Origin of the sequence: Pseudomonas sp. A0308 (assembly GCF_044218815.1) — a bacterium.
GTDB classification, from domain to species: domain Bacteria; phylum Pseudomonadota; class Gammaproteobacteria; order Pseudomonadales; family Pseudomonadaceae; genus Aquipseudomonas; species Aquipseudomonas iridis.
In genome coordinates this window covers 572426-599151 of record NZ_CP162581.1, presented here as the reverse complement: position 1 = coordinate 599151, position 26726 = coordinate 572426, and the positions used below count along the sequence as shown (strand labels likewise).

Here is a 26726-nt window from a genome sequence, read left to right as displayed (position 1 = left end):
GCTCGAGAGCGCGGCATCAATCCATTGACTATACTCGTTGCTGACAAACTCGTTACTCAATTGTCTCGCGGCGAAGGCGCTTGTAAGGATTGTCGAAGTGCCTGAAAGCTGTAATTGCAGTTTTTAGCCATCGATTGCGGAGGGTCTCTTTAATCGTGCAGCACGAATGATAGCTTCAGCTGTGTCAGATCTGAAGCTTTGTGCATATTCGAAGCTACCGGGTGGGCATACCTGGATAGCGTTTCGATGTAACGAATTATTTCGGGGATATTTACCTGTAGAGTGGATCAGAATACGATGTGGACGGTATCTGCTGCTTTCATCAGGCGCGAGTAAATCATGTGAGTTTAGTGCATGACAAAGCGACTTTAATAGTGATCTTTAAAGATGCGTAAGGCCTCGGATAGACAAAATTCTAAACCGGATACAGACTCTACAAGCCCACATATAAATACAATATAATTGAGAGCTAAAAAATGAATGACGTTGACCCACCGACTGATCCCCCAAAAAACTTCAGTATAGTCATAGTGAATTACAAAACACCAGAAATCACTAAGATATGCTTGGAGTTATTGCGCCAACACCTTGGTAGCAACGGTGCCCCAATATGGGTGGTTGACAACTATTCGGCCGATGAAAGCACCCGGTACTTACGAACACTTGATTGGATCAATTTAATCGAACGATCTGTTTCTGAACCAGAACTAGGCCATATCGCACACGGCAAAGCACTCGACCTGGTTTTGGAGCGAATTGAAACTGATTACTTATTCTTGATGCACACCGATACGTTTATTTTCGATAAAAATGTCTTTCCGATGATGCTGAACAAATGCATAAAAAACAAAAAAGTCGTAGCCGTTGGGTGTGTAGAGCAAATAAATCGAGGCGCTGCGAGAACTGCTTGGCGCTTTAGTTCTCGACTATTAAAACATCACTATAGACGCCTTAAAATCTCTTTTGGATTACGATCCAGAGCACCAAAGCCCTATAGAGAAGTCTATTTGAAGAGCTTCTGCACATTGTGGAACTGCAAACTTGTAAAACAGCATGGCATGCACTTTTCGATGGATGATCGTGTTCCTGGATATACCCTTCAAGACCGCATGATCGAGCTTGGCTATGTCATTGAGTCTTTATCGCCACGTAAAATTTTCAGCTATCTCGATCATATCCAGTCCGGCACTGTCGCAGCGGCTGGCGGCTATGGAGAGACTCATAGACGAACCAGAATGTACAACAATATACTTAAGCGCCTGAACAAATTTAACAGTAATGATTAAACCACACGGGCATGCACGAACCGTGCGTTCGAATTTGCTTTAGTCACCACAAGTCGTTGTATTAAATATCGGAGTAACAATGGCAGTCATTACTCAAACACTACCCATGAAACTTTCACCTGAGCTTGATTTCGACCAGAACAGCGCCAGCGCCTTTGGTGATTCATTGGCTAGTCACTATATTCAGGCTACGCCATTTCCGCACATAGTCATCGAAAATTTCTTGCATGAAGATCTGATTGCAGGTATTTGCTCAAATTTCCCGGTCGAACCAACCAACAACGAAATGCTCTACGAACGCGGCTATAAAGGGCAACGAAAACGCCAAATCAGCCCAAATGAATGCTCTCCATTTTTAAAGACTATTTTCAATGCTTTCAACTCCGCACCCATGCTGCAATTTCTCGAGAAGTTAACAGGCATCGAAGGATTGATACCTGACCCCTACTTTACCGGCGGTGGTTTGCATGAAACGAAAAGTGGTGGTTTTTTGGGGGTGCACTCGGACTTCAGGCTCAATAAAAAGCTTAATGTCGAGCGCAGGCTGAATATCATTATTTATCTAAATAAGGACTGGAAAGAAGAATATGGGGGCAATTTGGAATTGTGGGACATCCAGATGAAGACCTGCCTTAAGAAAATCCTGCCTGTTTACAATCGCTGCGTCATTTTCAATACAGACAAAGACAGCAATCATGGGCACCCAGAGCCTTTAACAACCCCAGAGCACATCACCCGCAGGTCGATAGCGCTTTATTACTATACCGCCAGTACCTTGGCGATCGATCCCACTCAAAGAAACAAAACTCACTACAAACCTCGGCCGAAAGATCGTTTCAGCCTCAAGTACTATATGAATAAAATATTCAAGAAGAAAAAATAAGCTATACAGCCAGTCGATTGAGTTCGTGCTTTTTAAGCTTTAACCTGCGAATCCGCATTCGCTTTGCACGCTCAATCGCAGCTATGCAGTCACTTGTTGATCTCTTCACTCGTTTCACAGTCGCGGCATTACCGGCTGTCGGCTTTGGGTCGGTTGCGGCCCTTCGCAATTGGCAAACTCCGGTCAATTTCAGCCATTGCTGACCCGCAACTTCACGCCCCGCGGAATTCAGTCAACCTCAATCGGGATTCCCCCGCAGTGGTGAACCACGCTTGCTCAAGGCATTCAACCAGGTGGTTTTAACGCTCAACCCTGCGCCATTGGACAATGGCGATATAAATACGGGTGGCGAACACCGAACACCGACCACCCGTTTACCCGACTGCTTACTTGGCCATCTCCGCCCGGGCCGCAGCGATCTTGGCTTTTACCGAATCGAGGTTGAAACTCGCGCCTTTTTGCATCGGCGGGAACTCGATAGCCGTTTCCGCCAGCTTGGCGACTTGCTGCTGGACGAACACGAAGCGCCAGAACTGGTACTTGAACCAGTCGAAATACTGCTGCGACCCTTGCGCTGCCTGATTCTCCGGCCAACCCATACGTTCGAAGGGGTCAAGGCGCAGGTTGGTCAGGATCGGTACGTCGACCGCCACCTTGGCGCCCATCCAGCCGCCTGGCTGGTCAATAAAGCGATATTTGTAGTCGCCTATTCGCACTGCACCCAGCGCACTCTCGCCAAAATAGAAAATTTCGTTACGGGTCGACGGCCCCTTGCCCGTGATCATCGGTGTCTGGTCGTAGCCGTCAAGATGCACCTTGTAGGTTTGGTCGCCCAGTTGTTTGCCTTTGAGCAGTTCCTGAGTGATGTTCGGGTTGCCGGCCGCCGCGACCAGGGTCGGGAACCAGTCCATACCCGAAATGATGCCGTTGGCAATCTGATTGGCCGGTACCTTGCCAGGCCAACGAATGATCGCCGGAACCCGGAATCCACCTTCCATGACGGTGCCTTTGCCCATGGCGAACGGCGTGGTGCCGCCATCCGGCCAAGTGAAGTTTTCCGCGCCATTGTCAGTGGTGAAAATGACAATGGTGTTGTCATCCATGCCGTCTTTTTTCAGCTTGGCCATGACGTCCCCGACGATATCATCGAGCTGTGCCATGCCGGCTTCCTGTTCCGACCAGCCATTTTGCGAGTTGCGCATGGCTTCGTACTTGTCAGACAGGTGCGTAACGATGTGCATGCGGGTCGGATTCAGCCAGAGGAAGAACGGTTTGTTGTCCTGCTTGGCCTTGTCGACGAAGGCGAAGGCTTTGTCGCGAATCTCTTCGTCGATGGTTTTCATCCGTTCCGGATAGAGCGTGCCGGCGTCTTCGATTTTCTGTTTGCCGACCTTGCCCCAGCGCGGCATGACTGTGGTGTCATCGGTGGTGGTCGCCCAACTGTGGACCATATTGCGCGGGCCAACGGTGGCAAGAAGCTCCTGCGGATAGTTGGGGTGCGACGGGTCTTCCATGGCGTCGAGGTGATAGAGGTAGCCGAAGAATTCGTCGAACCCGTGCACGGTGGGCAAGAATTCGTTGAGATCGCCTAGGTGATTCTTGCCAAACTGGCCCGTGGAATAGCCCATGGATTTCAGCGCTGTAGCGATGGTCAAGGCTTCGGCGGGAATACCAATGGGAGAACCGGCCTGCCCAACAGTGGTCATCCCGGTACGGATCGGCAGTTCGCCGGTGATGAAGTTGGCCCGCCCGGCGGTACAACTGGCCTCGGCGTAGTAGTCGGTAAAACGCATGCCTTCAGCCGCCAGCTGGTCGAGGTTCGGTGTTCGACCGGCCATCATGCCTTGGTTGTAGACACCGATGTTGGACCAGCCAATATCGTCACCCATGATGACTACAATGTTAGGGGCTGTTTTGTCGGCGGCTTGAGAGAGGCCGGGGAAAACCACTGCAGACAACAGTATTGATACAGCGAACGCCGTTGATAACTTTGTCCGGTTCATGTTGAGCTCCTGCGTACTTGCGTGAGTACCTGAGACGAGCCCCCGACCGTCCTTAAAGTGCATCCCCCGTGAAGAGCGTAGGTACGAATTGCTAATAATCCAGTATTAGTTTCTCGACTGTAAGCTGTTGTTTCATGGGCTTTACAGCTCTACCGTCAGATCGATGGTGGCACCCCATCCGCCCAGGGGCCGCGTATCCAGGTAAAGATAAATCTTCTTTTCGCATCATCGAGTGTCCCTGTGCAGTTTGAAATTACTGAGCAAACACGAACGCTTCTGGAGGCTGTTAGTGCTTCGAAGCCTGAATGGCTGCTTCGAGCAAAGGGCCCGTGATCCGGCGGCCATTTTAATTATCGACAAAGTGATTGATTCGGTTAGCCAGGTGCCGACATGACTGCGAGCGCACGATTCTCGAACGCCCGCTATTGGCCGACTACTACCCGTCACCAAGGGCAGAAAAAGACCCAAACGGCCGGTTCTTTATGGAAAGGAGTCTGACCCAGTGTTCAGGTCAAAAGCATTGGCATCAGGCCAGGGCTTTTGGGTCTACAGTCTTGTATATCGGGCAGTGGAAGCAGTTGAAATGAACGTGTCGTCTTCGATCTCGCCGCCAAGGCATATTGTCCTGCTGGGCTACGGTGGTTTGCTGCCGTTTATTGGTCTTGCGCTACTCATCCTCACATCTGTGGAATATCGGCCGCTTTTGGCGGTGGCGCTGGTCAACTATGGCGCGGTCATCCTGAGCTTCGTCGGCGCGTTGCACTGGGGCTTCGCCATGTCAGTGCAAAACATGAGTGCCGAATTGCGCCGCGACCGGCTTATATGGAGCGTCATCCCGGCGCTTATCGCTTGGCTCAGCACGTTACTGCCGGTGTCAGTGGGTTGCTTGCTGCTGATCGTCGGATTTCTCGTCCACTTCTGGCAAGACCGGCAGTTGGTCCGGGCTGTGAACCTAGACGCCTGGTACCTGCCGATGCGATTTCGCCTGACAGCGGTGGCTAGCGTTTGCCTGCTTATTGGCGCAATCGCTGTAGTCATTTTTTCGTGAAACCGCGCCGGCCCGAATCGTCTGCAGTGCCAGGCAGTCGCTTGTCGCGGCTATTGCGTTTTGGCAGTTTGGCCTCCGGTGTGGCGGGCGGCATGCTGGCCGAAAGTGTGCGGCAGTTGGCTCAAGGTAAACGTCCGGCGTTCAGTGATCTGCTGTTGACCCCGGGTAATGCGCAACGGGTGGCCGAGCAACTGTCGCAATTGCGTGGTGCGGCCATGAAGGTTGGGCAGTTGTTATCAATGGATGCGGGTGATTTGTTACCGAGCGAGCTGAGCAACATACTTTCTCGTCTGCGCTCCGACGCGCATCCGATGCCCATGAGCCAGTTGGTAGCAGTCCTTGACGAAAGTTGGGGCAAGGGCTGGGAAGGACGCTTCGAACGGTTTTCCTTCACGCCTTTGGCGGCGGCATCCATCGGCCAGGTTCATGCTGCGAAAAGCAAAGACGGGCAACGTCTGGCGATCAAGGTGCAATATCCGGGTGTGCGCGAAAGTATTTCCAGTGATGTAGATAACGTCGCTGCTTTGCTGCGCATGTCCGGGCTGCTGCCTCCCGGCATGGACGTCACAGCACTGCTCCAGGAGGCCAAGTCCCAACTGCAAAATGAAGCCGATTACCTGAAAGAAGCTCAGCACTTACAGCGCTTTCATGAACTGTTAGCCGACAGTCCGGACTTTCTGGTTCCTCGTGGGTATGCCGAATTCAGTAAGCCGAACATTCTGGTGATGTCCTTCGCCGACGGCGCCGCATTGGAGAGCCTCGAACACGCGCCACAGGCAGAGCGCGACCGGATCGTGACATTGCTGTTCGGCCTGCTTCTGCGCGAGGTGTTTGAGTTTCAGTGCGTCCAGACCGACCCCAATTTTGCCAATTACCTTTATCAGCAAGACACCGGGAAGATCGTATTGCTCGACTTCGGTGCCACGCGCCTTTATAGCCGCAACAGCACCGAGGCATTTCGCAAACTGCTAGTTGCAGGCCTGCATGAAGACCGCGCCGCCATCACCGAGGCGGCGCTGGAAGTGGGCTACTTTCAGCATGAAACCCTGGCCAGGCATCGGTTGTTGCTGACCGACCTCATTGCCCAGGCCTGCGAGCCACTGCGGTATCAAGGCGCCTATGACTTTGCGATGTCTGACCTCGCAGGACGCTTGCGCGATGCAGGGTGGCAACTGGGTGCTGATCGTGACTTCTGGCACACGCCACCGGTGGATGTTCTGTTTCTGCATCGCAAGGTGGGTGGGTTGTACTTGTTGGCCTCGAAGCTAAAGGCGAGGGTGGATGTGCGATGCCTATTCGAGCCTTATGTAATTTGAGCGATTCCCGAACGAAAAATATACCGGCAGGCTTACGTCTGGTCACTTCAGTTGCACATCGCTTCGCTGTCGAGCAATTGTCACACGACAGCTTTGGCTTCAGCCTTGATAGTTGATTTGCGATACGTCAGCAATACGATGCCGGTGACCACAATCACCCCGCCCAGAACCTGCCCTGTGCTGAGCATTTGGTCCAGCACAATCCAGCCCATCAACAACGTCGCCAACGGCTCGATGTTCATGACCGGCGCATTGCGTGGCATGTCCAGCCGAGGCACGGAAATGAAAAGGACGATGAAACCGGTGCCATAGAGCACCACCAGCGTGGTAAGTGCCAGCCATCCGGTGGAGGTCGCGGGCAGGTTCAGTCCGCTTGGGAAGGCGCCCGTCAGTCCTGCCAGATTAATGCTGCTGAAGACGATAAAAATGGTCAACAGACTGCGCGCCGAGCCGCGTACCTGAGACAACTTGTGGTCGGTGATCCACAGCGCGCAGGCGAACACGCTGGCGGCGCAGAATGCCAGCGTTACGCCCAGCCACCATTCCGGGCCGACGCCGGTCGTCGACGAAAGACGTCCGGGCACGTCCAGCACAAACACCAGCCCCACCAGAATCAAACCCATCAGCGCAGCGGTGCGCGCGGTCGGTCTCGGGCCGCCCATCGCCCAAGTGAGCAACGCCAGCAGAATGGGAAACACGTTGGCCACCAGCAGCGCCAACGCCACCGGGATCCGAGCGACGGCGGAGTAAAGACACAGGCTTTGCGCGGTAATCAGCAGACCCAGCAGTAATTGCCAGCGCCAGGCACCTGCCGGCAGACGCAGGCTTTGCCGTTGCCACAGCACCAGGATGGCGAGCACCAGTAAAGTCCCGCCCGAGCGCAGCAAGATCGCCAGCAACACCCCCGCGCCATCATCAAAAGCGACTCGTGCCGCCACATGGTTGCCGGCGAAAGCACAGCCCATGCACAGAAGAATGATCACGGCTAGGTGGCGGGGGAAGGGTGTCGGAGCTGTTTGCGCAAGGGTAGAGCGGGGCATGGCAGATCTCGAACAGTGCTCGGCCATTCGGGATGGCGTGCGGGTTATTGTTATGTTGTCGTACAACTGCTCGTTTTGTACCGCAATCGGATAGGTCGGGCAAGGCGTGCGGCGTCCGAACCACTTTGCTACTGAGGCTCATGCCGGTGGAATGGCGCAAATGCTGGTGGAGGTTCGCTGCTGCCTCTCCCTGCATCCTCACAGGAATAGGCAAGCATTCAAGAGGAATGCACTAGGGCCCGAGCCGATTGACCGGGAGAATGTGTCGATCTGTTACGGGGGAGTGCTCACGCCGGCGACAAACCCCTTGAACCCCTGCGCATCACATCAACACGCTTCTGGCACCACAGGTAATTCCCATGACTTTCCCTTCTACAGAAAAACGCGGCTGGAGCGCCGTGCTGGCCATGTCGTTGGCCGCATTCGCGTTGGTCTCTTCAGAATTCATGCCCGTCAGCCTGCTGACGCCTATTGCGGCAGACCTGCACATCAGCGAAGGCCAGGCAGGGCAGGGGATTTCTGTGTCCGGTGCCTTTGCATTGATCACAAGCCTGGTCATTGCATCGATCGCTGCTCGCGTCGAACGCAAGAAGTTGCTGCTGTGCCTCACCTTGCTGATGATCGTGTCCGGCACGATCGTCGCGCTGGCGCCGGGCTACCCGTCATTCATGGCTGGGCGTGCCTTGATCGGCATCGCCATCGGCGGCTTCTGGTCATTGTCGGCGGCAACTGCGATGCGTCTGGTGCCGGCAAATCAGGTTTCCCGTGCGCTGGCCATCGTCAACGGTGGCAACGCGCTCGCTACGGTAATCGCCGCCCCAGCAGGCGCCTTCCTGGGTTCGCTGATCGGCTGGCGCGGTGCGTTTTTCTGTGTTGTTCCTGTCGCCGCACTGGCGGCCGTGTGGCTGATGATCAGTCTGCCGTCCTTCAAGACAGAGCGCCCGACAGGCAGCGGCAACGCCCTGCGACTGATGAAACAGTTGCCGGTCGCATTGGGAATGGTCGCCGTCAGCGTATTTTTCATGGGGCAGTTCATGCTGTTCACTTACCTGCGCCCGTTTCTTGAGGGGGTGACCGGTGTCAGCGTCTCGACATTGTCTTTCATGCTGCTGGGGTTGGGGCTTTCAGGTTTGATCGGAACCTTTCTGATCGAAAAATTCATCCGCAATAGCCTCTACCGCACGCTGACGGTTATCCCTCTGATTATGGCTGCCATCGCGCTGGCTTTAGTGAACTTCGGCGCGTCGCCGTGGCTGACCGCGGTGTTGCTCGGCCTCTGGGGGCTGGTCGCTACGGCCGCTCCCGTTGGATGGTGGACATGGCTGGCGCAAACGCTTCCCGATGATGCGGAAACCGGCGGGGGTATGCTGGTGGCCATCGTCCAACTGGCTATCGCAGGAGGGGCGATCGTTGGCGGGCTGGCGTTTGATCTGAGCGGTTATAAAGCCACCTTCGAGCTCAGTGCGGCCGTGTTGGTTGCTGCGTCCATGCTCGCCTGGCTGGCGGGTCGCAGTGCCACTGAAGTTCATCTTGCCGAGTCGAACGTGACGGCCTGACATACTCATGCGCACATCATCGCCCCCCCCGAGAAGTGGAGCGGCAGCCTGATGGCACTCTTCAGAGGGAAAGGGTTTGCGGCGCCACCACCCACACGCTGCAAGGCATTTTGTACAACAGATGCTCCACCGTACTGCCGATCAGTCGGCCTATCCCTCGATGGGCAACACGGCCCATTACGATCACATCGACGTCGTACGCATCGGCGTAGCTGGAAAGCACTTTGGCTGGATCTCCCATGATCATGTGCTGGTTTTCTGCGGGGATATTGTTGCGCGCAGCCAGCGCCTGGAAGGCTTCGCCTTGGGCATCAAACAGCCTCTTGGCGGCGCTGGAGGAAAAGAACGCTGACGCGTTATCAAAGCCGAATTCGGCGGCGCTGAGGGACGACAGGTCATGGGCATAGATCACGTCAAGTTCGGCGTTGCAGGTACTCGCCAGCTTTGCTGCTTCGCTCAGGATCCGGTCGTTGAGTCCCTCGTACTGGCCATCGCGATGGAAGGGATCGACGGCGGCAACGATCCGACGCGGCAGGGCATGTTGTACGTGGCTGACAAAATGCAGCGGTACCGGGCATTCACGCAGCAGGTGGATGTCCAGCGGCGTGAACATAAGGCGTGATAGCAGCGATTCATGCTCCAGTGCTTTGAGCAGCGCAGCCATCGGCTGTTCCCGCAGGTGGATGAGGATTTCCTGCAAGGGCCGTTCAACCCACACCACTTCAGTGGTGACATGCACACCGATTTTGCGCAGTGGCCGGGCCTGGTCTTCGAGCCATTGGTGATGGCGCTCGACGTAACCCAGACGCATTTGTTCCAGGGCCTGTTCGTTGACCAGCCCGGCGGTCGCCAGACCCTCCAGATAATCGAACGCCACGATGTGCAATGCGGCATCCGAGGCTTTAGCCAGTGCGGCGGCGCGGTCGAACGCAGGGCTGTTCTTCATCAGCGGCGAGGCGACGAGCATGAAGCGTGCTTGATCAGACATGACAAAACTCCCGTGGGTAATCACAGCAGTAATGCGCTCACGAACTCAAACGTTCAGGAGCAACGGCAGCGACATGTACCGATCCTGGCGCGGGCGGCGGTGGGGCGCTTGATATTTGTCAAATGCCTGGCTGATCAATCACACCAGCGGATGCGCGGTCGCGCATTCCGGCTCATCCACCGATTGTTGACCATTATCAACCTGCGGTCTGACGGCGCGGCGCAAGCTCGGGTCGAGTGCTGAACTCAAACGCGCCACTGGCGCAGGGAGAAGTCACCATGGCCACCATGAAAGCCGCGATCTTCGTTGAAAAGAACCGCATCGTGCTCGACGACAAGCCGATCCCCGAAGTAGGGCCACTGGATGCCTTGATCCGCATCACTACCACGACCATTTGCGGCACCGATGTGCATATCCTGCGCGGCGAGTACCCAGTGGCCATAGGGCTGACCATCGGCCACGAACCGGTCGGCGTCATTGAACGACTGGGTTCGCAAGTCCGCGGATTTGTCGAAGGGCAGCGGGTGATTGCCGGCGCCATCACCCCCAGCGGGCAAAGTTATGCCTGCCTGTGTGGCTGCGGCTCGCAGGATGGCCCCGAGACCCGGCATGGCTTCAAGGCCATCGGCGGCTGGAAGTTCGGCAATACCCTCGACGGCTGCCAGGCCGAGTACGTGCTGGTACCGGATGCGCTGGCCAACCTGTGCCCGATTCCCGATGGACTGAGCGACGAACAGGTGCTGATGTGCCCGGATATCATGTCTACCGGGTTTTCCGGCGCGGAACGCGGCGAGATCGCTATTGGTGACACGGTCGCCGTTTTCGCCTTGGGGCCCATCGGCCTGTGTGCCGTGGCCGGGGCGCGCCTGAAAGGCGCCACCCGCATAATCGGTGTGGACGCAGTGCCTGAACGAATGAGTGTGGCCCGCCAGTTGGGCGCGACTGATATCGTCAACTTCAATGACGGTGACGTGGTGGAGCAGATTATGGCGCTGACCGATGGCCGTGGCGTCGATGTGTCCATCGAAGCGCTGGGCACTCAGGGCACTTTCGAGTCGGCATTGCGAGTCCTGCGCCCCGGTGGGCGCCTATCCAGCCTCGGTGTGTATTCCAGCGATTTGCGTATCCCGCTCGGCGCGTTTGCCGCGGGCCTGGGCGATTACAGCATCGTCTCCACCCTGTGCCCGGGCGGTAAGGAACGCATGCGTCGCTTGATGGGCGTGGTGCAGAGCGGTGCGGTAGATCTCTCGCCGCTGGTGACTCACCGATTCAAACTGGACGATATCGAGGCCGCCTATGAACTGTTCGCGCATCAACGCGACGGCGTTATGAAGGTGGCAATCACTCCTTGAAAGCATATGGATGTGCCGCAGAAGTCGAGGTTTTCATGAACATCGAGATCACCGAAAGACAGGCACCCCATGTCTGGGTCGTGCACCTGAATGGCTGGGATGTGAACTTCAGGAGCGTCAAGACTGCGCAGGATTTTGTCGATGTGCTTCAGGCCCGCATCAATGCACCTCATGTGTGGCCAAATGCTTGTGCTCAGACGCCAACGAGGCCGATTGTGGCTCGCCGGATGGGTGCGAGCGTTGAATGATCGCTCTGAGCTGCGTGCAGGGCAGTTCGCAAACCCTGCGCGGCGTTACCCATCATGAACGAAGTTTTCGATCTTTCCGGTGCCGCGGCGGCGTTGGGGATCGGCATGCTCATCGGCCTTGAGCGTGAACGGCACAAGGGCACTGGCGATGCGCGACACTGCGCCGGCTTGCGCACGTTCGCCATTACCGCTTTGTTAGGTTATGTCGCGCTGCAAGTCGGCGGTGGCCTGCTGTTGGGGATCATCGCCGCCTGTGTGACGCTGCTGATCAGCGTCGCGTATTGGCGCAGCCTCAGCGACGATCCCGGGGTAACCAGCGAGGTGGCGTTAATCACGGTGTTGCTTTTGGGCGCGTTGTGTACGACTGCGCCGGCGCTGGCAATTGCCCTTGGCGTGGTCATCGCGGGTTTATTGGCGTATCGCCAGACGCTGCATCATTTTGCCAACAGCCAATTGACCGAAGCTGAAATGCGCGACGGCCTGATCTTGCTGATCGCGGCGCTGGTCGTTTTGCCATTGGTGCCGGATCGGTACATGGGACCCTACGCCGCGATCAATCCACGCACTATCTGTACGCTGACGGTGTTGCTGATGCTGGTCGGCGCGACCGGTCATATCGCCGTGCGTATGCTGGGCACCCGCTATGGCTACGTGATCAGCGCAATCGCGTCGGGGTTCGCTTCGAGTACCGTAACGATCGCCACCATGGGCCAGCGAGTCGTCCATGAACCGGACAACATCAGGATCCTCAGCGCGGCCGCCATTCTGTCCAATCTTGCCACGGTGGTTCAGGTCGGCCTGATCTTCGCCATGGTTGATCCGGACTTGCTACGCGACGTGTGGGCGCCTTTGGGTTTCGGCTTGGTAGCGACAGTCTCTTATGGAGCCTGCCTGATGTTTCCCGACCCGACACGGGGTACCCGCAGCGAGCCGATCAAGACCTCCGGCGCGTTCAATCTCAAACTCGCAATAATCGTGACGCTGACCCTGACCGGCATCACGCTGCTGTCATCGGTAATGCTCAACAACTTTGGCCAGGCTGGAATGATGCTCACGGCGACCCTGACAGGTTTTGCTGATGCGCATTCCGCCACGGCCTCCGTGGCGAATCTTGCCAAGGCGGGGCAGCTGCCATATGACGCCATAGCCGCGCCCGCGCTGATTGCCGTCAGCAGTAACTCGGTGAGTAAATGTGTAGTGGCCTGGGTCAGCGGCGGCAGACGCTTCGCCGCCTATGTGATTTCGGGCCAGCTATTGCTGACGCTTGCGATGTGGGCCGGCTACGTGTTGATTTAATCGCAAGCTGACTCACAACCCGGCGCCGTCAAAATCCGTGCAGTTGCTGATAAAGATCAAAGTGCTTGCGGCCGCAGCGTTCACGCTGAAGGTCTATTCCTTATGGCTGGCCGCGTGCCGAGGTATCCAATGTCGCAAACTCAGCATTTACTGTTGATCGCTCCTCCCGTCATGGAGCGCACGCCGGGGTTTGAGCGCGCGGCGGCGCTTGCCCAGGCTATGCAAGTGCCGCTGCACATCGTGGCCTTTGACTATGTGCAAGCGCTGGCAGTGGCAGGCCTGTTTGCCCCTGAGCAAATCCGCCTGGCCCGCGATGGTTATTTGCGCACCCATCGTCAGTGGCTCACAGAGCAGGCGTCATTGCTGGCAAGGCATCACATCAAGGTCACCACCGAGGTGGTCTGGGTTCAGGATCCCTTTACCGAGATCCTGCAGTTCGTCAATGAGATGCCGGTGATATTGATCATCAAGGATGCCCAGCACGAGTCCGCGTTGAAGCGAATTTTTTATACCCCGCTGGATTGGCAACTGTTACGCGATTGTCCAGTGCCGGTTCACCTGGTAACTGACGACACTCATCCCCGCCCGCGCAATGTACTGGCCATCGTCGATGTCTTGCGCAGCGAAGAGCAGGATTGCCTGTTCAACGACCAGATCCTTGATGCAGCCACCCGACTGGCTGAGCAATGTGATGCCAGACTTGAGCTGGTGCATGTGTATGACTGGACGACGGTTTACACCACGGACATGGGGTTCGGCGCATTGCCGTTGGCCACCGGTATCCATGAAACGCTGGGTAGCGCTCAGCATGAGGCGTTTGCGGCCCTGGCCGAGCGTCACGGCGTACCAGATCCATGCCGACATTTCATTGAGGGCGCGCCGGTCCCAAGTATCTGCGAGTTCGCCGACAAGATGCAGATTGACGTCATTGTGATGGGAACGGTGCAGCACCACGGCTTGAGCAAGTTGTTAGGCACCACCGCCGAACAGCTGCTGCATCGAGCTCCGTGCAGTGTGTTGGCGATCAAGCCGCAACACACCTTGCAGTCCTGAAGCGGGATCGCCCCGTGATGAGTCGTTGGCCGACACATCACGAGGCGATTTTTTACAGGTGAAGTCGATGAATGACCTGGTGCGGATCGTCGGGATCATTCTGAGTCTCAAAGCCTAGGCTTTTGGCCAGATCACGCATCAACGCGTTACTCGCGGCGTCGACCGAATACATCTGGCGAAAACCGTTGTGGCGGGCAGCCTTGATCAAGTGCTCCATCAGCAATGTGCCCAGGCCCAAGTGCCGCCATTCATCGGCGACCGTCACGGCACATTCGCATTGATGTTCGCCTGTGGCGGCATAACGGCTGATGCCGATTTCGATCAACTTGCCGTGCTCGTGAACCAGTGCAATGAAGGCCGTACGCTGTTTGTTATCGGTGTCCATCAACTGGTCGAGCAGGGCGGTGCCGGGCTCGCTGATCTGGGCAAGAAAGCGCATGTGCCTGGATTCGGGAGACAGGCGCTTGATGAAGTTGTATTCGCGCTCGCGATCCTTTTCCGAGAGCGGGCGGATCAACACATGGCGGCCGTCCTTGAGCGCCTCAATCCAATATTGGCCGGAGACCGCCGCATAGGCGGCTACGGCCTGATCGTTGTGGTCTTTAACGGTGAGCATGGGTCATCCTCCATCCAGTTGAAAGGCTGGCGCGCGGTGAAAAAACGTCCGCTTGGCTTCCTTCTACACCGTTGCCCGCGGCTGCATCTGATCTAAGTCAGACACAGGCCATCGCGGTTTTTCATTGGCATCGGTTTGATGTAAATCGACGAAGGGCAGGTGGGGCGGGTGCAGTCTTAAACCCTGCCGGCCCATGGCGCTGGAATCAGCACTCAAACGTGTTTTCATCACGTCGCTAAGGTATTGCATAGATCTTGAATAGCTTTTTGGCTGAATCACCGGCTCCCCCCAGATATTTTTCGAAGGCCCGTTCAATGTCGCCGGATCGATACATTTCGCTCAGCGCAGTGTCGACCAGCAGACGGAAATCTTCATCCTCCCGATCCACTGCCATTGCAGTCGGTGCGTACTCAAAAATCCGCTCTAGCAGTACCAGGTTTCCTGAAGGGTAATTCCTGGTTAGCAGATGCTCGAGCATCATGCGTTCAGCGAAGAACGCATCGGCTTTGCCATTGGCAACCAGATTGAGACCTGCATCTGCGTTCTCTACTGTGACCAAAGTGGCTACAACACCCAGCAATCGCATCTGCTGATGTATCCACGTCTCGGTGACACCGCCAGCGATGGCGACATACGTCTGATTGGATAGACCAAGGTTCACAGTCGCTCGCCACGTTGGTCCCGTATGAGCCACCTTGCCGCCCAGCACATTGAGCAAGGCTTCGGAAGCATTCTGGCGGACCACTGCCGAGAGACCGGCAGTGTAAATCGGCACCGAGTAGCTGACGATCTTTCGCCGTGCCAGTGTGGGTGGGGTCGGCGTACAAAGAATGTCGATCTTCCCCGAACTGACGTCATTCATCTCGTCTTTGAGTGAGACAGGTTGGTACTGAATTTTCAACTCAGGCAAATTCAAATCGGTCTTGACCTTCTCGGCTATTTTCAGACAAAGATCGATGGCATAACCGCTGGCTTTATCGGCTGCCTGATCACTGAAAGGCACGAAGTTAGGTAGGTAGCCGAGAGTGATAGCGTGACTCGCGCGTATGCGCTCAAGCGTCTTGCCATGGACCATTATCGGTAGCAGCGCCAGTATGCAGACGAGCAGCAGGTTGTTTGATTTGGCAAGTTTTACGTTCATAGAAGGGTTTCCTCGAATTCAGATATCTGTGCCGTACTGAAGACTTGTATCAAGGGTCTTCGGCCCGAGTGCCAGCAGGCGCAGGGGCGTCGACAAAACGTTTAGCGAGGAAACCGTAGAGCAAGTAGCCGAATACCAGAACAAGGATGCCGCCGAACACGGCGTCTTTGCCGCAGGCATACAGCGCATACAAGGAATAGGCCACTGCAACCACTAACAGCAGAGTGTTGCGCGTGTATACGCCTGCGCTGACTTTGGCTTTGTACATCATGACCAGCAGCCCGGTTGCTGCCGTCACGTAGGGGATCAGATTGGTCACCGCTGCGAGGCTGACGAGTTTTCCGAACTGTGCACTCGCGTTTGGCGAAATGGTCGACAGCGCCATCAAGGTCTGCAGCACGCCACAGACCAGCATCCCGACGACGGGAGCATTGTGTGCGCTGACCTTACTGAACAGTTTTGGGAACATGCCCTGATCAGCCGTCATCTTGGCGGTTTGCGCCAGAGTGAACTGCCAGCCCAACAGTGATCCCACACAGGCCATCACCGCGAGCGCCATGATGATGTTGCCGACCGTGGGGTTGAACATATGCGCATACACGAGCGCGAAAGGGGCTGATGAGTTGGCCAGTTCGGCATTGGGAATGATGCCCTGAATGACCGTCGTCGATAGCACATAGACTGCGGCTGCCCCCAGTGTGCCGAACAGGCATGCCAGCGGCACGGTGCGCGAGGGGTTTTCCACCGCGTCAGAGGCCTGGGCAGCCGACTCCATGCCGAGAAAGGCCCAGAGGGTCAGAGGAATCGCTTTGCTGATCGCTTCGGATGTCGGCAGGTTGTTCGGGTTCCAGGCTGCGACTATCAGATCGGTTTTGAACCAGAACCAACCGATGATGCTCAAGCCCGCCACGGGGATGATCACCCCCCAGACAGTAACCGCACCAATCTTGCCCGTGATGCCAGGGCCGCCAAAATTAGCCACGGTGGTTAACCAGAGCAAGCCGACCGTTCCGATGAACAATGGAATGGCGCCGCTTCCCAGCCAAGGCATGAACGATGTCATGTATCCCACTGCGGAGATGGCTACCGCCACGTTGGCGATGGCCAGCGACAGGAAATACAGATAAGAGCACAGGAAAAAACCTGATTTTGCGTGCGCTTCTTCGGTGTAGGCGGATAACCCACCTGAGCGCAGACAGTAGATGCCACATTGGGAAAAACAATACGCGATGGCCATTGAGCCAACAGCGGTGACGATCCATGACAACAATGAAACAGCCCCGAGTTGGGCCATGCTCGTCGGCAACATAATGATGCCTGAGCCCATCATGTTTACCGCAACCAGTGTGGTGAGCCCCATGAGGTTCATTTTCTTGCTTGAGTCGGCCATCGGAATCCCCTCGATCTGCGAAACGCATTACCGCTCAACCATCGAATGCACTGCGAAGCAGGCTCATGCTCCTGCCCAAACTTCGGTATATGAGAGCTGTTCGGACAGACGCTTAGTCACGCTCTCGTCACAACACTAGTACCGGCAGACGGGGGCATTTCTGATAATTATCAATCAATACGATTTGCCAGCCGTGAGCCACCTGGTTTGGCACTCAAGCCATGTAGCAGCCCTCCAACGAACGCGGTAATAAACCCGCTACCGCCTAGTGCTAGTGCTAGTGCTAGTGCGTTGGCAAAGCAAAGCAGGGCTAAGTTCTGAAACTCAACCCCCTTGCCTGTTTTGATTGATGCCACAGCAATCGCAGTGTTGGTCTTCTTACGGGATGCTCAACGCGTAGAAAGCCAGACTATTTCAAATTCATTGGTACAGGACGCCCGTCGCTTTGCAACGGCTTGCCCGAGGGCGCACAAAACCGGGATGGGCGCGCATTATCGATCTGCGTTGCGGACGGGGTCATTGATTCTGGCGATTGCAGCCGGACACCATGTGCTTGAGGCCTTCCATGTTCTGGATGTTCACGTCGCGCCCGGCGATTTCCACCAGCCCCTGATCGCGCAAGTGGGCAATGCCGCGACAGATGGTTTCCAGACGCAGCCCAAGGTAGGAGCCGATCTCTTCACGGCGCATTTTCAGCACAAACTCTTTGGAGGAATAGCCGCGCACGCTTAGGCGTTGCGAGAGGTTGAGCAGGAATGCCGCCAGGCGCTCATCGGAGTTCATGTTGCCCATCAGCATCAACATGCTGTGGTCGCGCACGATTTCCCGGCTCAGCAGTTTGTTGAGATTGTGCTGCAGGGAAGGAAGGCTTTGCGCCAGTTTTTCCAGTTGCGCGAAGTGAATCGGGCAGACTTCGCTGTCTTCCAGGGCATACGCAGTGCAAGCATGTTGATCGGCACTGATGGCGTCCAGACCGAGCATTTCGCCGGGTATATGAAACCCCGTCACTTGTTCTCGGCCATCGACGGACAGCACGCTGGTCTTGAACGAACCTATGCGCACAGCGTACAGCGAGCGCAGCGGGTCACCTGCCCGATATAGAGCGGTGCCTTTCTTCACCTTGTATCGCTGCACGATCAGTGTATCGAGTCGATCAACCTCCGAACCCGTCAGGCCGATCGGCAGGCATAACTCCACCACACTGCAATTGGAACAGGCAGCTTTGAGCAGTGGCGGGGCAGAATGAGCTTCAAGCATGGGAAAGGCGCCTCCAAGGGTCGTGATAAGCATAGGCGTCGTAGCGGCGCGAGTGCTTTTCATTTGGCCTTTCACCTTGATTGCAGACGAGCGGAGTGCCCGGATTAGCGAGGCGCTGGCAATTTCGCCTTTATTGAGCTTCAAGGTTGATGTTGATACTTGATGTAAATCAATCGTTGCCCCGTTTTTCAATTTCGGCGGCCAGTGGCTCAGGCGTAACGAACACTCGTAAAGAAACAACACAGCAGCGATCACTGCTACCCATCGATGCTCTCGTTTGTTGACAAAAATCAGAGCCCGGAGCGGGCATCGTCAGATACTCAGTTCAGCGATTTAGCAGAGCAGTGATTCACCAAGGGGAAATCATGAACATGCGCTCGTCCATCATCGTGCTGAGTATCCTCTGTTGGCTACAGCCACCGGAGCGTGCAGCCGTCGAGGCCAATGAGCGCGTCAAGCGGATGGCTGAAAAGGCAGCGCGCAAGTAGTCGGCGATTACATCAAACCGGACACGGATGTCGGGCTGGCAATCAGGCCGGCGAAGCATCGTCAGGAGAAGTACCTCATGTTCAAGCTCAAACGCATTCTATTGATCGCACCCGCCGAAATGACTCGCACTCCGGCGTTTGACCGCGCCCAGGCATTGGCCCGGGCCAGCGGTGCGTTGTTGCACATCGTGGCGTTCGATTATGTGCAGGCCTTGGCGCTTGCCGGTCTGTTTGACCACAACGCCATGGCGCAGGCGCGCGAAGGTTATTTGCAGGTGCATCGGCATTGGCTGGAACAGCAAGCCCGATTCGAGCGTGGCAGCGGCGAGCAAGTCACTACCGAAGTGGTCTGGGCCAGGTCCACACCGGCGCATGTGCTTGAGTACGTCAATGACTTCCACGCCGATCTGGTAATCAAGGACGCCCATCATGTTCCGGCCCTTGATCGGGCATTCCATCAACCACTGGACTGGATGTTGCTGCGCGATTGCCCAGCCTGTTTGCACCTGGTCACCGATGCAGCGAACCCGAAGCCTTTGAAGATTTTGGCGGCCGTAGACCTTTCCCACCTTGAGGACCTGACCCAAGGGCTCAACGACCGGATACTCAGCCTGGCATCGACATTGGCATCAGAGTGCGGAGCGTCGTTGCATCTGTTGAACGTGAGCAATTGGTCCGTAGTGGGTGATGCCGCGATGAGTGTGCCGAACCTGAGTCTGGATCACAGCTTGCGCGATGCGATCACCGATACTCAGAAAGAGGCGTTCGATACCCTGGCCGAGCGCTATGTTGTCGATGAAAAACACAGGCACTTGCTGACCGGTATCCCTTACCGGGTGATCGAACAGTTTGCCCGACAGAACGCGTTCGACCTGATGGTGCTGGGTACGTCCTACCATCACGGCCTCGACGATTTTATCGGCGGCACGGCGCAATGCCTGATAAATCGCGCGCCGTGCAGCTTGATGATGGTCAGGCCGCTAACTTCTGCAGCCTGATCGGTTTGCGCCTTGGTCGTCAGTCCCCATTCACGGGGTTTTTTCGCTTTCGTGAGCGCTTGTAAATCCGAGGAGGAAGGTACTGGTGCTGAACTGGTTTTCAGTGAGCGATTCTCCAGCATGGCCGCACACGGACAGGCTGTTGAGTTGGGGGAGGGATTATGGGGACTGGCGTTTTATGCGATCAGCGATGCCTTCGGGCTTATCCGCCATGTACCGCATGTCGTTGTTATCGCATCGGGAGGTAACGAAGATTTGTAGCGGCAGCATCTATGGTCAGATTGTCTAGGCGGAAAGTTCCTACAATTCGAGCGGAAACTCCCTACATTTCTATTTCTGGGTGTCGCGCATTATTTTTCCCGGAGCAGAGAGATAAAACTTGCTTGATCATTTATTGCCGCACAACTTTTCGACAACTGCCGAGCATATGGAAGGGGAGCTGGCAGTTGTTCGAGAGTCACTGAATTTCAACAGTGAGTTTAGTGGCTGGTAATCAATAGTCTGCAAGTCGGATCTCTCGGCCTGATCAATAATTATCCCAAGAGATGGATTAAATGAAGAAGATTGTCGCTGTTACCGCCGCAACTGTTGTCATGGGCCTTGCTTCCTTCGCCAACGCCGCCACGCCGGCGAGCGGCAACCCGGGGACTGTGCGCTTCATCGGTGAAATCGTTTCCGGCGCTTGCGGTATCGACGCAAGCTCCCTGGACCAGACCGTGTCCCTGGGCCAGGTGCCATCGAACCAGTTCAAGGCGATCGGTGATCGTTCGACGCCGACCAAGTTCGACATCATCCTGACCGACTGCGATACCGCTACCCAGAAAAACGCCCGCTTCACCTTCAGCGGCGTCCAGGATCCAGCAGTTCCGGCACTGTTCGCCACCACTGGTCTGGCACAAAACGTTGGTATTCGCTTGCAAGCCAGCGCCGGCGAAATGCTCGACAACGGCAAGGAGCAAGTTGCGCCGGTTGTCCTGCAGAACGGCAACAACACCGTCACTTTTGCTGCGATGTATGAAGCGACTGCGGCGACCGTGACCACTGGTGAAGCAGACAGCGTTGCCAACTTCACCGTGGCCTACAACTGATACGCCCGTATCGAGTGTTGTAAGGAAAAGGGGCGAGAGCCCCTTTTTTCTTGTCCGTTACGTTGCTGATTGAAGGGTACTTTCCGTGTACTGCCGCAAACTATTGGTGTCTTGCGTATTGTTCTCCTGCGCGCGTTATTCGTCTGCGCTGGAATTCAATACCGAGTTTCTGAACATTGATCAAAATGACGATATCAGCCTCGGCCAGTTCACCCATGCGCAATACACAGTGCCGGGCAACTACTTGCTGGATATTGTGGTTAATCAACGTTATTTCGGAACTCGCTCCATCGAATTCAAACCTGGCGACAACCCGCAGGAAAGTTACGCGTGCCTGGACGAAGAACTGGTGACCATGTTTGGCCTGAAACCGGACTTGTTCAAAGGCTTGCCGCGCCTCGCCGGTGGCCAGTGCGTGGACTTGCGCGCCATCGACAACGCCACGATCAAATACCTGAAAAACCTCGGTCGTCTGTCGATCAGTCTGCCGCAAGCCTCCTTCGAGTACGACGACCCCAATTACATTCCTCCGGCTGCCTGGAGCGACGGCCTCGATGGCGCGCTGCTGGATTACCGGCTGATTGCCAACGATCGCCAGTCCAGCGCTGCCTCGGGCGACTCGCGTTCATTGCAGAGTTACGGCACCGCCGGGCTGAACATTGACGCTTGGCGGGTGCGCGCCGACTATCAGGCCCAACACAATTCCGGCGAGCAGAATCGCGGTATCAACGACAAGGCCTTCCAGCTCAATCGTCTATACGCCTACCGTGCGTTGCCGGCGATCCGTTCGAAATTGTCCGTCGGCGAAGACTATTTGAACTCCGACGTGTTCGATACTTTCGCGCTGCGCGGCGCGACCCTGAGCAGTGACGACCGCATGTTGCCGCCCAACCTGCGTGGCTATGCGCCTTTGATCAGCGGCCTGGCGCGCACCAACGCGACGGTCACGGTTTCGCAACAGGGCCGGGTGTTGTACTCGACCACCGTGACGCCGGGCGCGTTCAGCATTCAGGACCTCAACAGCAGCGTGCAGGGTACGCTCGACGTGACTGTGCGCGAAGAGGACGGCAGCGAGCAGACGTTTACCGTGTCCACGGCGGCGGTGCCATTTCTGTCGCGCGAAGGCGAGTTGCGTTACAAGGTTTCGGCAGGTCAGCCGCGACTCACAGGCAGTGGCGGCACCGAACCTGGGTTCGTCGCTTCGGAAATGGCGTACGGCTTACCCCACGACTGGACGCTTTACGGCGGTGTGCTGGCGGCCAGCGACTACCTGTCGAACGCGTTTGGCGTCGGCAAAGACCTCGGAGTTTTCGGTGCGCTCTCAGCCGATATCACCAACTCGCGCGCCAAGTTGCGCTGGACCGGCGAGACGGCGGTGGGCAACTCGTACCGCATCAACTATTCCAAACATTTCGATGGCATTGGCACCGATCTACGCTTCCTCGGTTACCGTTTTTCCGACCGAACGTTTACCAACTTCTCGCAGTTCGTCGGCGATCCCGATTCCTATGCCCTGAACTCGGGCAAGCAGCGCTATTCGGTGACGCTGGCCAAGCATTTCGGCTGGTTGTCCACGAGTTTTTCCTACGATCACTCGACCTATTGGGACGCGGCGCCGTCCGACCGTTTTGGCTTGTCGCTGGCGCGCAGCTTTTCCGTGGGCAACGTCAAGAACATCAACGTCAATCTGTCGGCGTACCAGACCCAGAATGCGCAGCGCAACGACTCGCAGATCTATCTCGGGGTGAGCATTCCGTTGGGCGGCAATTCGATGTTGTCGAGCAACTTCCAGCGTTCTGGCTCCGGTGGAGCATCGGCCAATGCCGGTTACAGCCATGACGACGGGCAGGGCGTGAATTATCAATTGTATGGCGGCGTGGGCGACAACAAATACGTGAATGCCTACGTCGGCAAACGTGCCTCGACTTATCGCGCCAACGCCTCCGCGACCACCGATGGCAGCACCTATCGCTCGCTGACCGGCGAACTTGACAGCTCGCTGGTCGTGACCCGTTACGGCGTGTCGGCCCATGGAAATGGGTCCAATGGCGACACGCGATTGCTGGTGTCCACCGACGGCGTGCCGGACGTGGCCTTCACCGGTCAGGCGCGGACCAACAAGGATGGCTACGCGGTAATGGATGGCTTGCCTTCGTTTCAGGCCTACGAGGCCCGGGTCAACATGGAGAAGTTGCCGCTCAATACCGAAGTGACCAACCCGATTCAACGCCTGGCTTTGACCGAGGGCGCAATCGGCTATGTCAACTTCGCCACCGGCCAGGGCCACAACGCCCTCGTAGCGTTGACTCAGGCCAACGGTCAGCCGGTGCCGTTCGGCGCATCAGTTCAGGACAAGGACACGAACAAGGAAGTCGCAATCGTCGGCGAGGCGGGCGTGACCTATTTGCTCGGCGCAAAAAGCGGCGCGCGACTGGTTGCACGCTGGGACGAAGCCAGGAGCTGCACGCTGGCTGTTTTGCCGGAAGAAGACGTGCTGAGCAATGTCGCCAAGCCCGTGCGGTGCCTGTAATCCGGGCATCGATCGATGCCTGTTCCTTGATTTTTGTGGAGAACCCATATGTCAGTTTTCAAGATCCAGCCTTTATTCAACCGCCTGAGCCTGCTGGTCGGGTTGTGTGTTCCACTGCTCGCCAACGCGGCCGTGGTGCCGGATCGCACGCGGGTCATTTTTGAAGAAAGCGCACCGTCGGTGAGCGTCACACTCAGCAACAAGAACCCGCAATTGCCGTTCGTGGTGCAGTCGTGGATCGAAGACCAGAACAGCAAAAAGGTCAGTTCACCGTTCATGGTGTTGCCGCCGTTACAGCGCATCGAGCCTAATGAAAGTAGCGTGCTGCGCATCGTCAAACTGCCGGATGTGGCGTTGCCCACCGACCGTGAGTCGGTGTTCTATCTCAACGTGCGCGAGATTCCACCGAAGACCGAAGCGGTGAATTCGATGCAGATTGCGCTGCAATCGAAGATCAAGTTGTTCTACCGCCCGGCAGCCGCCAAGCGTGAGCGCGGCGAAGATCTCGCATTGCGCATGAACTTGAAAATCGACCCGCTCGGCAAGCAATTGCTGGTGGACAATCCTTCGCCGTTTCACATCACCGTGGTCGGTCTGCTGACCGGCCCGGACCAGACCAAAATGCCCATCGATACGCTGATGATCGCACCCTTCAGCGGCGCCCGGATTGCCCTGAGCAATACCAGCTTCAGCGAACTGCGGGTTTCGAACATGAATGACTTCGGCGGCCAGACCGACTCGCTGTTCACCTGCGCAGCCAATGTGTGCAAGGCCGTGAAGCCATGACATACCGCGCGTTGCTCAGACTGGGCGTGGTCGCGTTGCTGCTGGCGTTTTCCCAGGCGTCCTGGGCGCTGGTGTGCAAATCGTCGCAGGGCGGCAGCTACCTGAGCGAGTACATCGGCCCGGTCTCGGTGCCTGACACCGTGCCGGATGGCACGATCATCTGGCGCTCGAAAACCCACGTGGTGCCCGCCGATTGCTGGAAGGTGCACGACATTCACTTTCAGGAAGACGATCCGATCTATTTCTATGGCAACCCGGCCGGCCTCGACGCCACGCCTTGGGGCATCGAGTTCGGCCTGGTGTACCGCCAGGTCACCTCGTGGGACGGCGACTGGAGCGCCAACCCGACGCAGGGCGTCAACAGTGGCTATATATCCCGTGGCTGCCCCGGCGCAGCCAATGATGCCGACATGTTGGCCTGTTCACGCGTGACGCCAAGCATCGCGTTTCAAGTGGTGATCCGCAAAAGAGGGCTGCTGCCGCTGCAGCGTCCGTCCCAGGACACCTACGACGTGTTTCAGTTTGACGGCCTGTACGGACTCAATGGCGGCCCGAGCAACCCTTTCGGCAACTTCCGCTTTCAACTGAGCGGATTACAGAACATCGTCGGCACCGCGTGTACGGTCGATGTCACCGTGACCCCGGAGCCGGGCATCGTCGACTTCGGCGTGATCCAGAAAACCACCACCGGGTTTTCGCCACCCAACCCGACCAAGCCATTCAGCCTGGCCCTGGAGAAGAAATGCAGCAGCGCAATCAACATCGGCGCGACCTTCGTCACCGCCAGTCAGCAGGGCGAGTACAACATCTTGCCGGCGGGGGATAGCCAGTTCGCTATTCAGGTGAGGGATGCGCAAAACAACCTGGTACCGATCAACGAACCGTTTCCGCTGGCCAATTTTCCGGCCGACGTCAGTCATATCGATGTGCCTTTCAGTGCCTCGGTTGTTTCGCTGGGCGATCCTAAAGTCGGACCGTTTGAAGCGATCATGGTGGTGCAGGTGGTGTATTACTGATTGACCGGTGTGCGGCGCGTTAGGAATTTTCCTACATGACGCTCGGACAAATCCTTCGCTCACGGTCTCGCATACTCGCCACTATGGGGTATTACGGGTCGATTGAGCGACGGATGGACGATGGCCTTCCCACGAGTATTGGTGCTGGAAAATCAGGGTTTCGCGCGCAGCGTTTTGGTCAGGATGTTGCAACGACTCGGCGCGCCGGACGTGCTGCAAGCCAGCGATGGCGAAAACGCCATGCTGCAAATGCATTTGCTGGGCAAAGTCGATGTGGTGTTCTGTGATCTGGGCGATCGAGGGCTGGATTGTTTTGAATTCCTGGCCCGCGCAAGCAAGAGCAGTTTGGTTCGTTCGGTGGTTCTGTGCGGCGAATTGCAACCTGAGTTACAGCGCACGCTGGGTCAAAAGAGTTCGCTTGCCGGGTTGCGGCTGCTCGGTGTGCTGAGCCATCCGATCCAGTTGCGTGCCTTGCATCGTGTTCTGCACGGATTCACTTACACGCCGCTTCCTCGTCTCGCACCGTTACCACCCCGCGAACTGCCCAGTGAAAACGATGTGCGTCGTGGTTTGGCGCTCGGCGAGTTTCGAGGCTGGTTCCAGCCGCAGTTCGATCTGCGCAGCGGGAGTGTGGTGGCCGCCGAAGCGCTGGTGCGCTGGGAGCATCCGGCCCGAGGCGTGCTGCTGCCGTGCGATTTTCTCGCTGCAGTCCTCGCTTATGACTTGATCGACCAGATGTTCCTGCAACTGCTAGAACAGGGCTTGAGCCTGTTGCAGATCTTGCGTCGTCGTGGTGTGAGCCTGACGCTGGCGTTCAATCTGCATGCCTCGCAGTTGGCTGGTGATGGCTTGATCGAAGACATCAAACGCACGCTGGAGCGCCTTGGGTTCAAAGGTTCGTCGCTGGTGTTTGAGCTGGCGGAAAACGGCTTGCTCGATTGCACGCCGCGGACCCACGAAAACCTGTTGCGTCTGCGATTGCTCGGCTGTGGCCTGGCGATCGATGATTTCGGCGTGGGATTTTCCTCGCTGAAATGGCTTTGCCAGCTACCGTTCAACCAGATCAAGCTTGATGGCCGGTTTGTCCAGCGTCTGGATCGCCCGGCTGACCGCACGATGGTCGCCAGCACCCAAGCGCTGGTTCAGGCGTTGGGCATGAGCCTGGTGATCGAAGGCATCAGCAGTCCGCGCATGCGTGACCGACTGCTGGAGCTGGGATGCGAAACGGGTCAGGGGTTTTATCTTGAACGACCCATGAATGGCCATGCACTGCTGCAATGGCTGGATAAAACCGCTGACGTACGGTAAAAAACCTGGCGTGCTCGCGAAAACATCTCTACAGAGGTT

General features: G+C 56.7%; 23 protein-coding genes. 16 read left to right on the top strand and 7 right to left on the bottom strand.

From position 1 onward, the window contains the following. Window positions 1-476 precede the first annotated feature (476 nt). Complete coding sequence (locus tag AB4P92_RS02720; protein ID WP_395598811.1) at window positions 477-1286, top strand: glycosyltransferase family 2 protein; 810 nt, start codon at window positions 477-479, stop codon at window positions 1284-1286. Between the two features lie 79 nt (window positions 1287-1365). After that, entirely contained in the window at window positions 1366-2169 is an 804-nt protein-coding gene (locus tag AB4P92_RS02715) for a 2OG-Fe(II) oxygenase (RefSeq protein ID WP_261735249.1), read from the top strand. A gap of 386 nt (window positions 2170-2555) precedes the next feature. Here AB4P92_RS02715 and AB4P92_RS02710 read toward each other — a convergent pair whose 3' ends face one another. Continuing rightward, window positions 2556-4172 (bottom strand): arylsulfatase, encoded by a 1617-nt coding sequence (locus AB4P92_RS02710; RefSeq protein WP_395598810.1) that lies wholly within the window; start codon window positions 4170-4172, stop codon window positions 2556-2558. Between the two features lie 583 nt (window positions 4173-4755). Here AB4P92_RS02710 and AB4P92_RS02705 point away from each other — a divergent pair. After that, window positions 4756-5220 (top strand): DUF3429 domain-containing protein, encoded by a 465-nt coding sequence (locus AB4P92_RS02705; protein WP_395599650.1) that lies wholly within the window; start codon window positions 4756-4758, stop codon window positions 5218-5220. 41 nt (window positions 5221-5261) lie between these two features. Then, a complete protein-coding gene (locus AB4P92_RS02700) occupies window positions 5262-6536 on the top strand; it encodes an ABC1 kinase family protein (RefSeq protein WP_395598809.1) in 1275 nt (424 codons plus the stop codon). Between the two features lie 80 nt (window positions 6537-6616). Here the strand turns inward: AB4P92_RS02700 and AB4P92_RS02695 are convergent, their stop codons facing one another. Next, entirely contained in the window at window positions 6617-7576 is a 960-nt protein-coding gene (locus AB4P92_RS02695; RefSeq protein ID WP_395598808.1) for an EamA family transporter, read from the bottom strand. 359 nt (window positions 7577-7935) lie between these two features. Here AB4P92_RS02695 and AB4P92_RS02690 point away from each other — a divergent pair, with 359 nt between their 5' ends. Further along, the gene (locus AB4P92_RS02690; protein ID WP_210625164.1) at window positions 7936-9132 is read left to right on the top strand and encodes an MFS transporter; all 1197 of its coding nucleotides are present in this window, start codon (window positions 7936-7938) and stop codon (window positions 9130-9132) included. 61 nt (window positions 9133-9193) lie between these two features. Here AB4P92_RS02690 and AB4P92_RS02685 read toward each other — a convergent pair whose 3' ends face one another. After that, window positions 9194-10120, bottom strand: coding sequence for a universal stress protein (locus tag AB4P92_RS02685; RefSeq protein WP_395598807.1), 927 nt, complete (start codon window positions 10118-10120; stop codon window positions 9194-9196). Window positions 10121-10398: 278 nt separating this feature from the next. Between AB4P92_RS02685 and AB4P92_RS02680 the strand changes: the two genes are divergently transcribed. The 4 genes from AB4P92_RS02680 to AB4P92_RS02665 all read left to right on the top strand — a co-directional run bounded on the left by AB4P92_RS02680 (window position 10399) and on the right by AB4P92_RS02665 (window position 14069). Then, a complete protein-coding gene (locus AB4P92_RS02680; protein ID WP_210703652.1) occupies window positions 10399-11472 on the top strand; it encodes an NAD(P)-dependent alcohol dehydrogenase in 1074 nt (357 codons plus the stop codon). Between the two features lie 35 nt (window positions 11473-11507). After that, the gene (locus AB4P92_RS02675) at window positions 11508-11720 is read left to right on the top strand and encodes a hypothetical protein (RefSeq protein WP_261735254.1); all 213 of its coding nucleotides are present in this window, start codon (window positions 11508-11510) and stop codon (window positions 11718-11720) included. 54 nt (window positions 11721-11774) lie between these two features. Then, window positions 11775-13016, top strand: a complete 1242-nt coding sequence (locus tag AB4P92_RS02670) for an MgtC/SapB family protein (protein ID WP_395598806.1) — start codon at window positions 11775-11777, stop codon at window positions 13014-13016. 129 nt (window positions 13017-13145) lie between these two features. Further along, window positions 13146-14069: a universal stress protein gene (locus AB4P92_RS02665; protein ID WP_395598805.1), complete on the top strand. Its 924-nt coding sequence runs from the start codon at window positions 13146-13148 to the stop codon at window positions 14067-14069. Between the two features lie 52 nt (window positions 14070-14121). Here the strand turns inward: AB4P92_RS02665 and AB4P92_RS02660 are convergent, their stop codons facing one another. The 4 genes from AB4P92_RS02660 to fnr form a co-directional block, all read right to left on the bottom strand. Further along, the gene (locus AB4P92_RS02660; RefSeq protein WP_042558939.1) at window positions 14122-14685 is read right to left on the bottom strand and encodes a GNAT family N-acetyltransferase; all 564 of its coding nucleotides are present in this window, start codon (window positions 14683-14685) and stop codon (window positions 14122-14124) included. Between the two features lie 235 nt (window positions 14686-14920). Beyond that, complete coding sequence (locus tag AB4P92_RS02655) at window positions 14921-15826, bottom strand: amino acid ABC transporter substrate-binding protein (RefSeq protein WP_395598804.1); 906 nt, start codon at window positions 15824-15826, stop codon at window positions 14921-14923. A 49-nt stretch (window positions 15827-15875) separates the two neighbouring features. Next, window positions 15876-17216 carry a putrescine-ornithine antiporter gene (gene potE, locus AB4P92_RS02650; RefSeq protein ID WP_042558941.1) on the bottom strand — a complete coding sequence of 447 codons (1341 nt, stop codon included), beginning with the start codon at window positions 17214-17216 and terminating at the stop codon, window positions 15876-15878. 516 nt (window positions 17217-17732) lie between these two features. After that, window positions 17733-18473 (bottom strand): fumarate/nitrate reduction transcriptional regulator Fnr, encoded by a 741-nt coding sequence (gene fnr, locus AB4P92_RS02645; protein WP_261735257.1) that lies wholly within the window; start codon window positions 18471-18473, stop codon window positions 17733-17735. A gap of 365 nt (window positions 18474-18838) precedes the next feature. On the opposite strand from fnr, the gene AB4P92_RS02640 reads away from it, so the two are divergent. From AB4P92_RS02640 to AB4P92_RS02610, 7 genes are all read left to right on the top strand, one after another. Next, entirely contained in the window at window positions 18839-18961 is a 123-nt protein-coding gene (locus tag AB4P92_RS02640; protein WP_258558328.1) for a hypothetical protein, read from the top strand. Between the two features lie 77 nt (window positions 18962-19038). Next, the gene (locus AB4P92_RS02635; RefSeq protein WP_395598803.1) at window positions 19039-19959 is read left to right on the top strand and encodes a universal stress protein; all 921 of its coding nucleotides are present in this window, start codon (window positions 19039-19041) and stop codon (window positions 19957-19959) included. Between the two features lie 554 nt (window positions 19960-20513). Then, the gene (locus tag AB4P92_RS02630; RefSeq protein ID WP_261735259.1) at window positions 20514-21047 is read left to right on the top strand and encodes a fimbrial protein; all 534 of its coding nucleotides are present in this window, start codon (window positions 20514-20516) and stop codon (window positions 21045-21047) included. A gap of 85 nt (window positions 21048-21132) precedes the next feature. Beyond that, entirely contained in the window at window positions 21133-23577 is a 2445-nt protein-coding gene (locus AB4P92_RS02625) for a fimbria/pilus outer membrane usher protein (protein ID WP_261735260.1), read from the top strand. Window positions 23578-23625: 48 nt separating this feature from the next. Beyond that, window positions 23626-24363 (top strand): molecular chaperone, encoded by a 738-nt coding sequence (locus tag AB4P92_RS02620; RefSeq protein ID WP_261735261.1) that lies wholly within the window; start codon window positions 23626-23628, stop codon window positions 24361-24363. Next, window positions 24360-25379, top strand: coding sequence for a fimbrial protein (locus AB4P92_RS02615; protein WP_133103102.1), 1020 nt, complete (start codon window positions 24360-24362; stop codon window positions 25377-25379). The genes AB4P92_RS02620 and AB4P92_RS02615 overlap by 4 nt, the downstream gene beginning before the upstream one ends. Window positions 25380-25499: 120 nt before the next feature. Beyond that, window positions 25500-26687 carry an EAL domain-containing protein gene (locus tag AB4P92_RS02610; protein ID WP_261735262.1) on the top strand — a complete coding sequence of 396 codons (1188 nt, stop codon included), beginning with the start codon at window positions 25500-25502 and terminating at the stop codon, window positions 26685-26687. Window positions 26688-26726 lie beyond the last annotated feature (39 nt).

Excerpts from the sequence above, each read along its gene's own strand:
- AB4P92_RS02720 (WP_395598811.1), top strand. The coding sequence starts at position 477 with ATGAATGACGTTGACCCACCGACTGATCCCCCAAAAAACTTCAGTATA.
- AB4P92_RS02715 (WP_261735249.1), top strand. The coding sequence starts at position 1,366 with ATGGCAGTCATTACTCAAACACTACCCATGAAACTTTCACCTGAGCTT.
- AB4P92_RS02710 (WP_395598810.1), bottom strand. The coding sequence starts at position 4,172 with ATGAACCGGACAAAGTTATCAACGGCGTTCGCTGTATCAATACTGTTG.
- AB4P92_RS02705 (WP_395599650.1), top strand. The coding sequence starts at position 4,756 with ATGAACGTGTCGTCTTCGATCTCGCCGCCAAGGCATATTGTCCTGCTG.
- AB4P92_RS02695 (WP_395598808.1), bottom strand. The coding sequence starts at position 7,576 with ATGCCCCGCTCTACCCTTGCGCAAACAGCTCCGACACCCTTCCCCCGC.
- AB4P92_RS02690 (WP_210625164.1), top strand. The coding sequence starts at position 7,936 with ATGACTTTCCCTTCTACAGAAAAACGCGGCTGGAGCGCCGTGCTGGCC.
- AB4P92_RS02685 (WP_395598807.1), bottom strand. The coding sequence starts at position 10,120 with ATGTCTGATCAAGCACGCTTCATGCTCGTCGCCTCGCCGCTGATGAAG.
- AB4P92_RS02680 (WP_210703652.1), top strand. The coding sequence starts at position 10,399 with ATGGCCACCATGAAAGCCGCGATCTTCGTTGAAAAGAACCGCATCGTG.
- AB4P92_RS02675 (WP_261735254.1), top strand. The coding sequence starts at position 11,508 with ATGAACATCGAGATCACCGAAAGACAGGCACCCCATGTCTGGGTCGTG.
- AB4P92_RS02670 (WP_395598806.1), top strand. The coding sequence starts at position 11,775 with ATGAACGAAGTTTTCGATCTTTCCGGTGCCGCGGCGGCGTTGGGGATC.
- AB4P92_RS02665 (WP_395598805.1), top strand. The coding sequence starts at position 13,146 with ATGTCGCAAACTCAGCATTTACTGTTGATCGCTCCTCCCGTCATGGAG.
- AB4P92_RS02660 (WP_042558939.1), bottom strand. The coding sequence starts at position 14,685 with ATGCTCACCGTTAAAGACCACAACGATCAGGCCGTAGCCGCCTATGCG.
- AB4P92_RS02655 (WP_395598804.1), bottom strand. The coding sequence starts at position 15,826 with ATGAACGTAAAACTTGCCAAATCAAACAACCTGCTGCTCGTCTGCATA.
- potE (WP_042558941.1), bottom strand. The coding sequence starts at position 17,216 with ATGGCCGACTCAAGCAAGAAAATGAACCTCATGGGGCTCACCACACTG.
- fnr (WP_261735257.1), bottom strand. The coding sequence starts at position 18,473 with ATGCTTGAAGCTCATTCTGCCCCGCCACTGCTCAAAGCTGCCTGTTCC.
- AB4P92_RS02640 (WP_258558328.1), top strand. The coding sequence starts at position 18,839 with ATGAACATGCGCTCGTCCATCATCGTGCTGAGTATCCTCTGTTGGCTA.
- AB4P92_RS02635 (WP_395598803.1), top strand. The coding sequence starts at position 19,039 with ATGTTCAAGCTCAAACGCATTCTATTGATCGCACCCGCCGAAATGACT.
- AB4P92_RS02630 (WP_261735259.1), top strand. The coding sequence starts at position 20,514 with ATGAAGAAGATTGTCGCTGTTACCGCCGCAACTGTTGTCATGGGCCTT.
- AB4P92_RS02620 (WP_261735261.1), top strand. The coding sequence starts at position 23,626 with ATGTCAGTTTTCAAGATCCAGCCTTTATTCAACCGCCTGAGCCTGCTG.
- AB4P92_RS02615 (WP_133103102.1), top strand. The coding sequence starts at position 24,360 with ATGACATACCGCGCGTTGCTCAGACTGGGCGTGGTCGCGTTGCTGCTG.
- AB4P92_RS02610 (WP_261735262.1), top strand. The coding sequence starts at position 25,500 with ATGGCCTTCCCACGAGTATTGGTGCTGGAAAATCAGGGTTTCGCGCGC.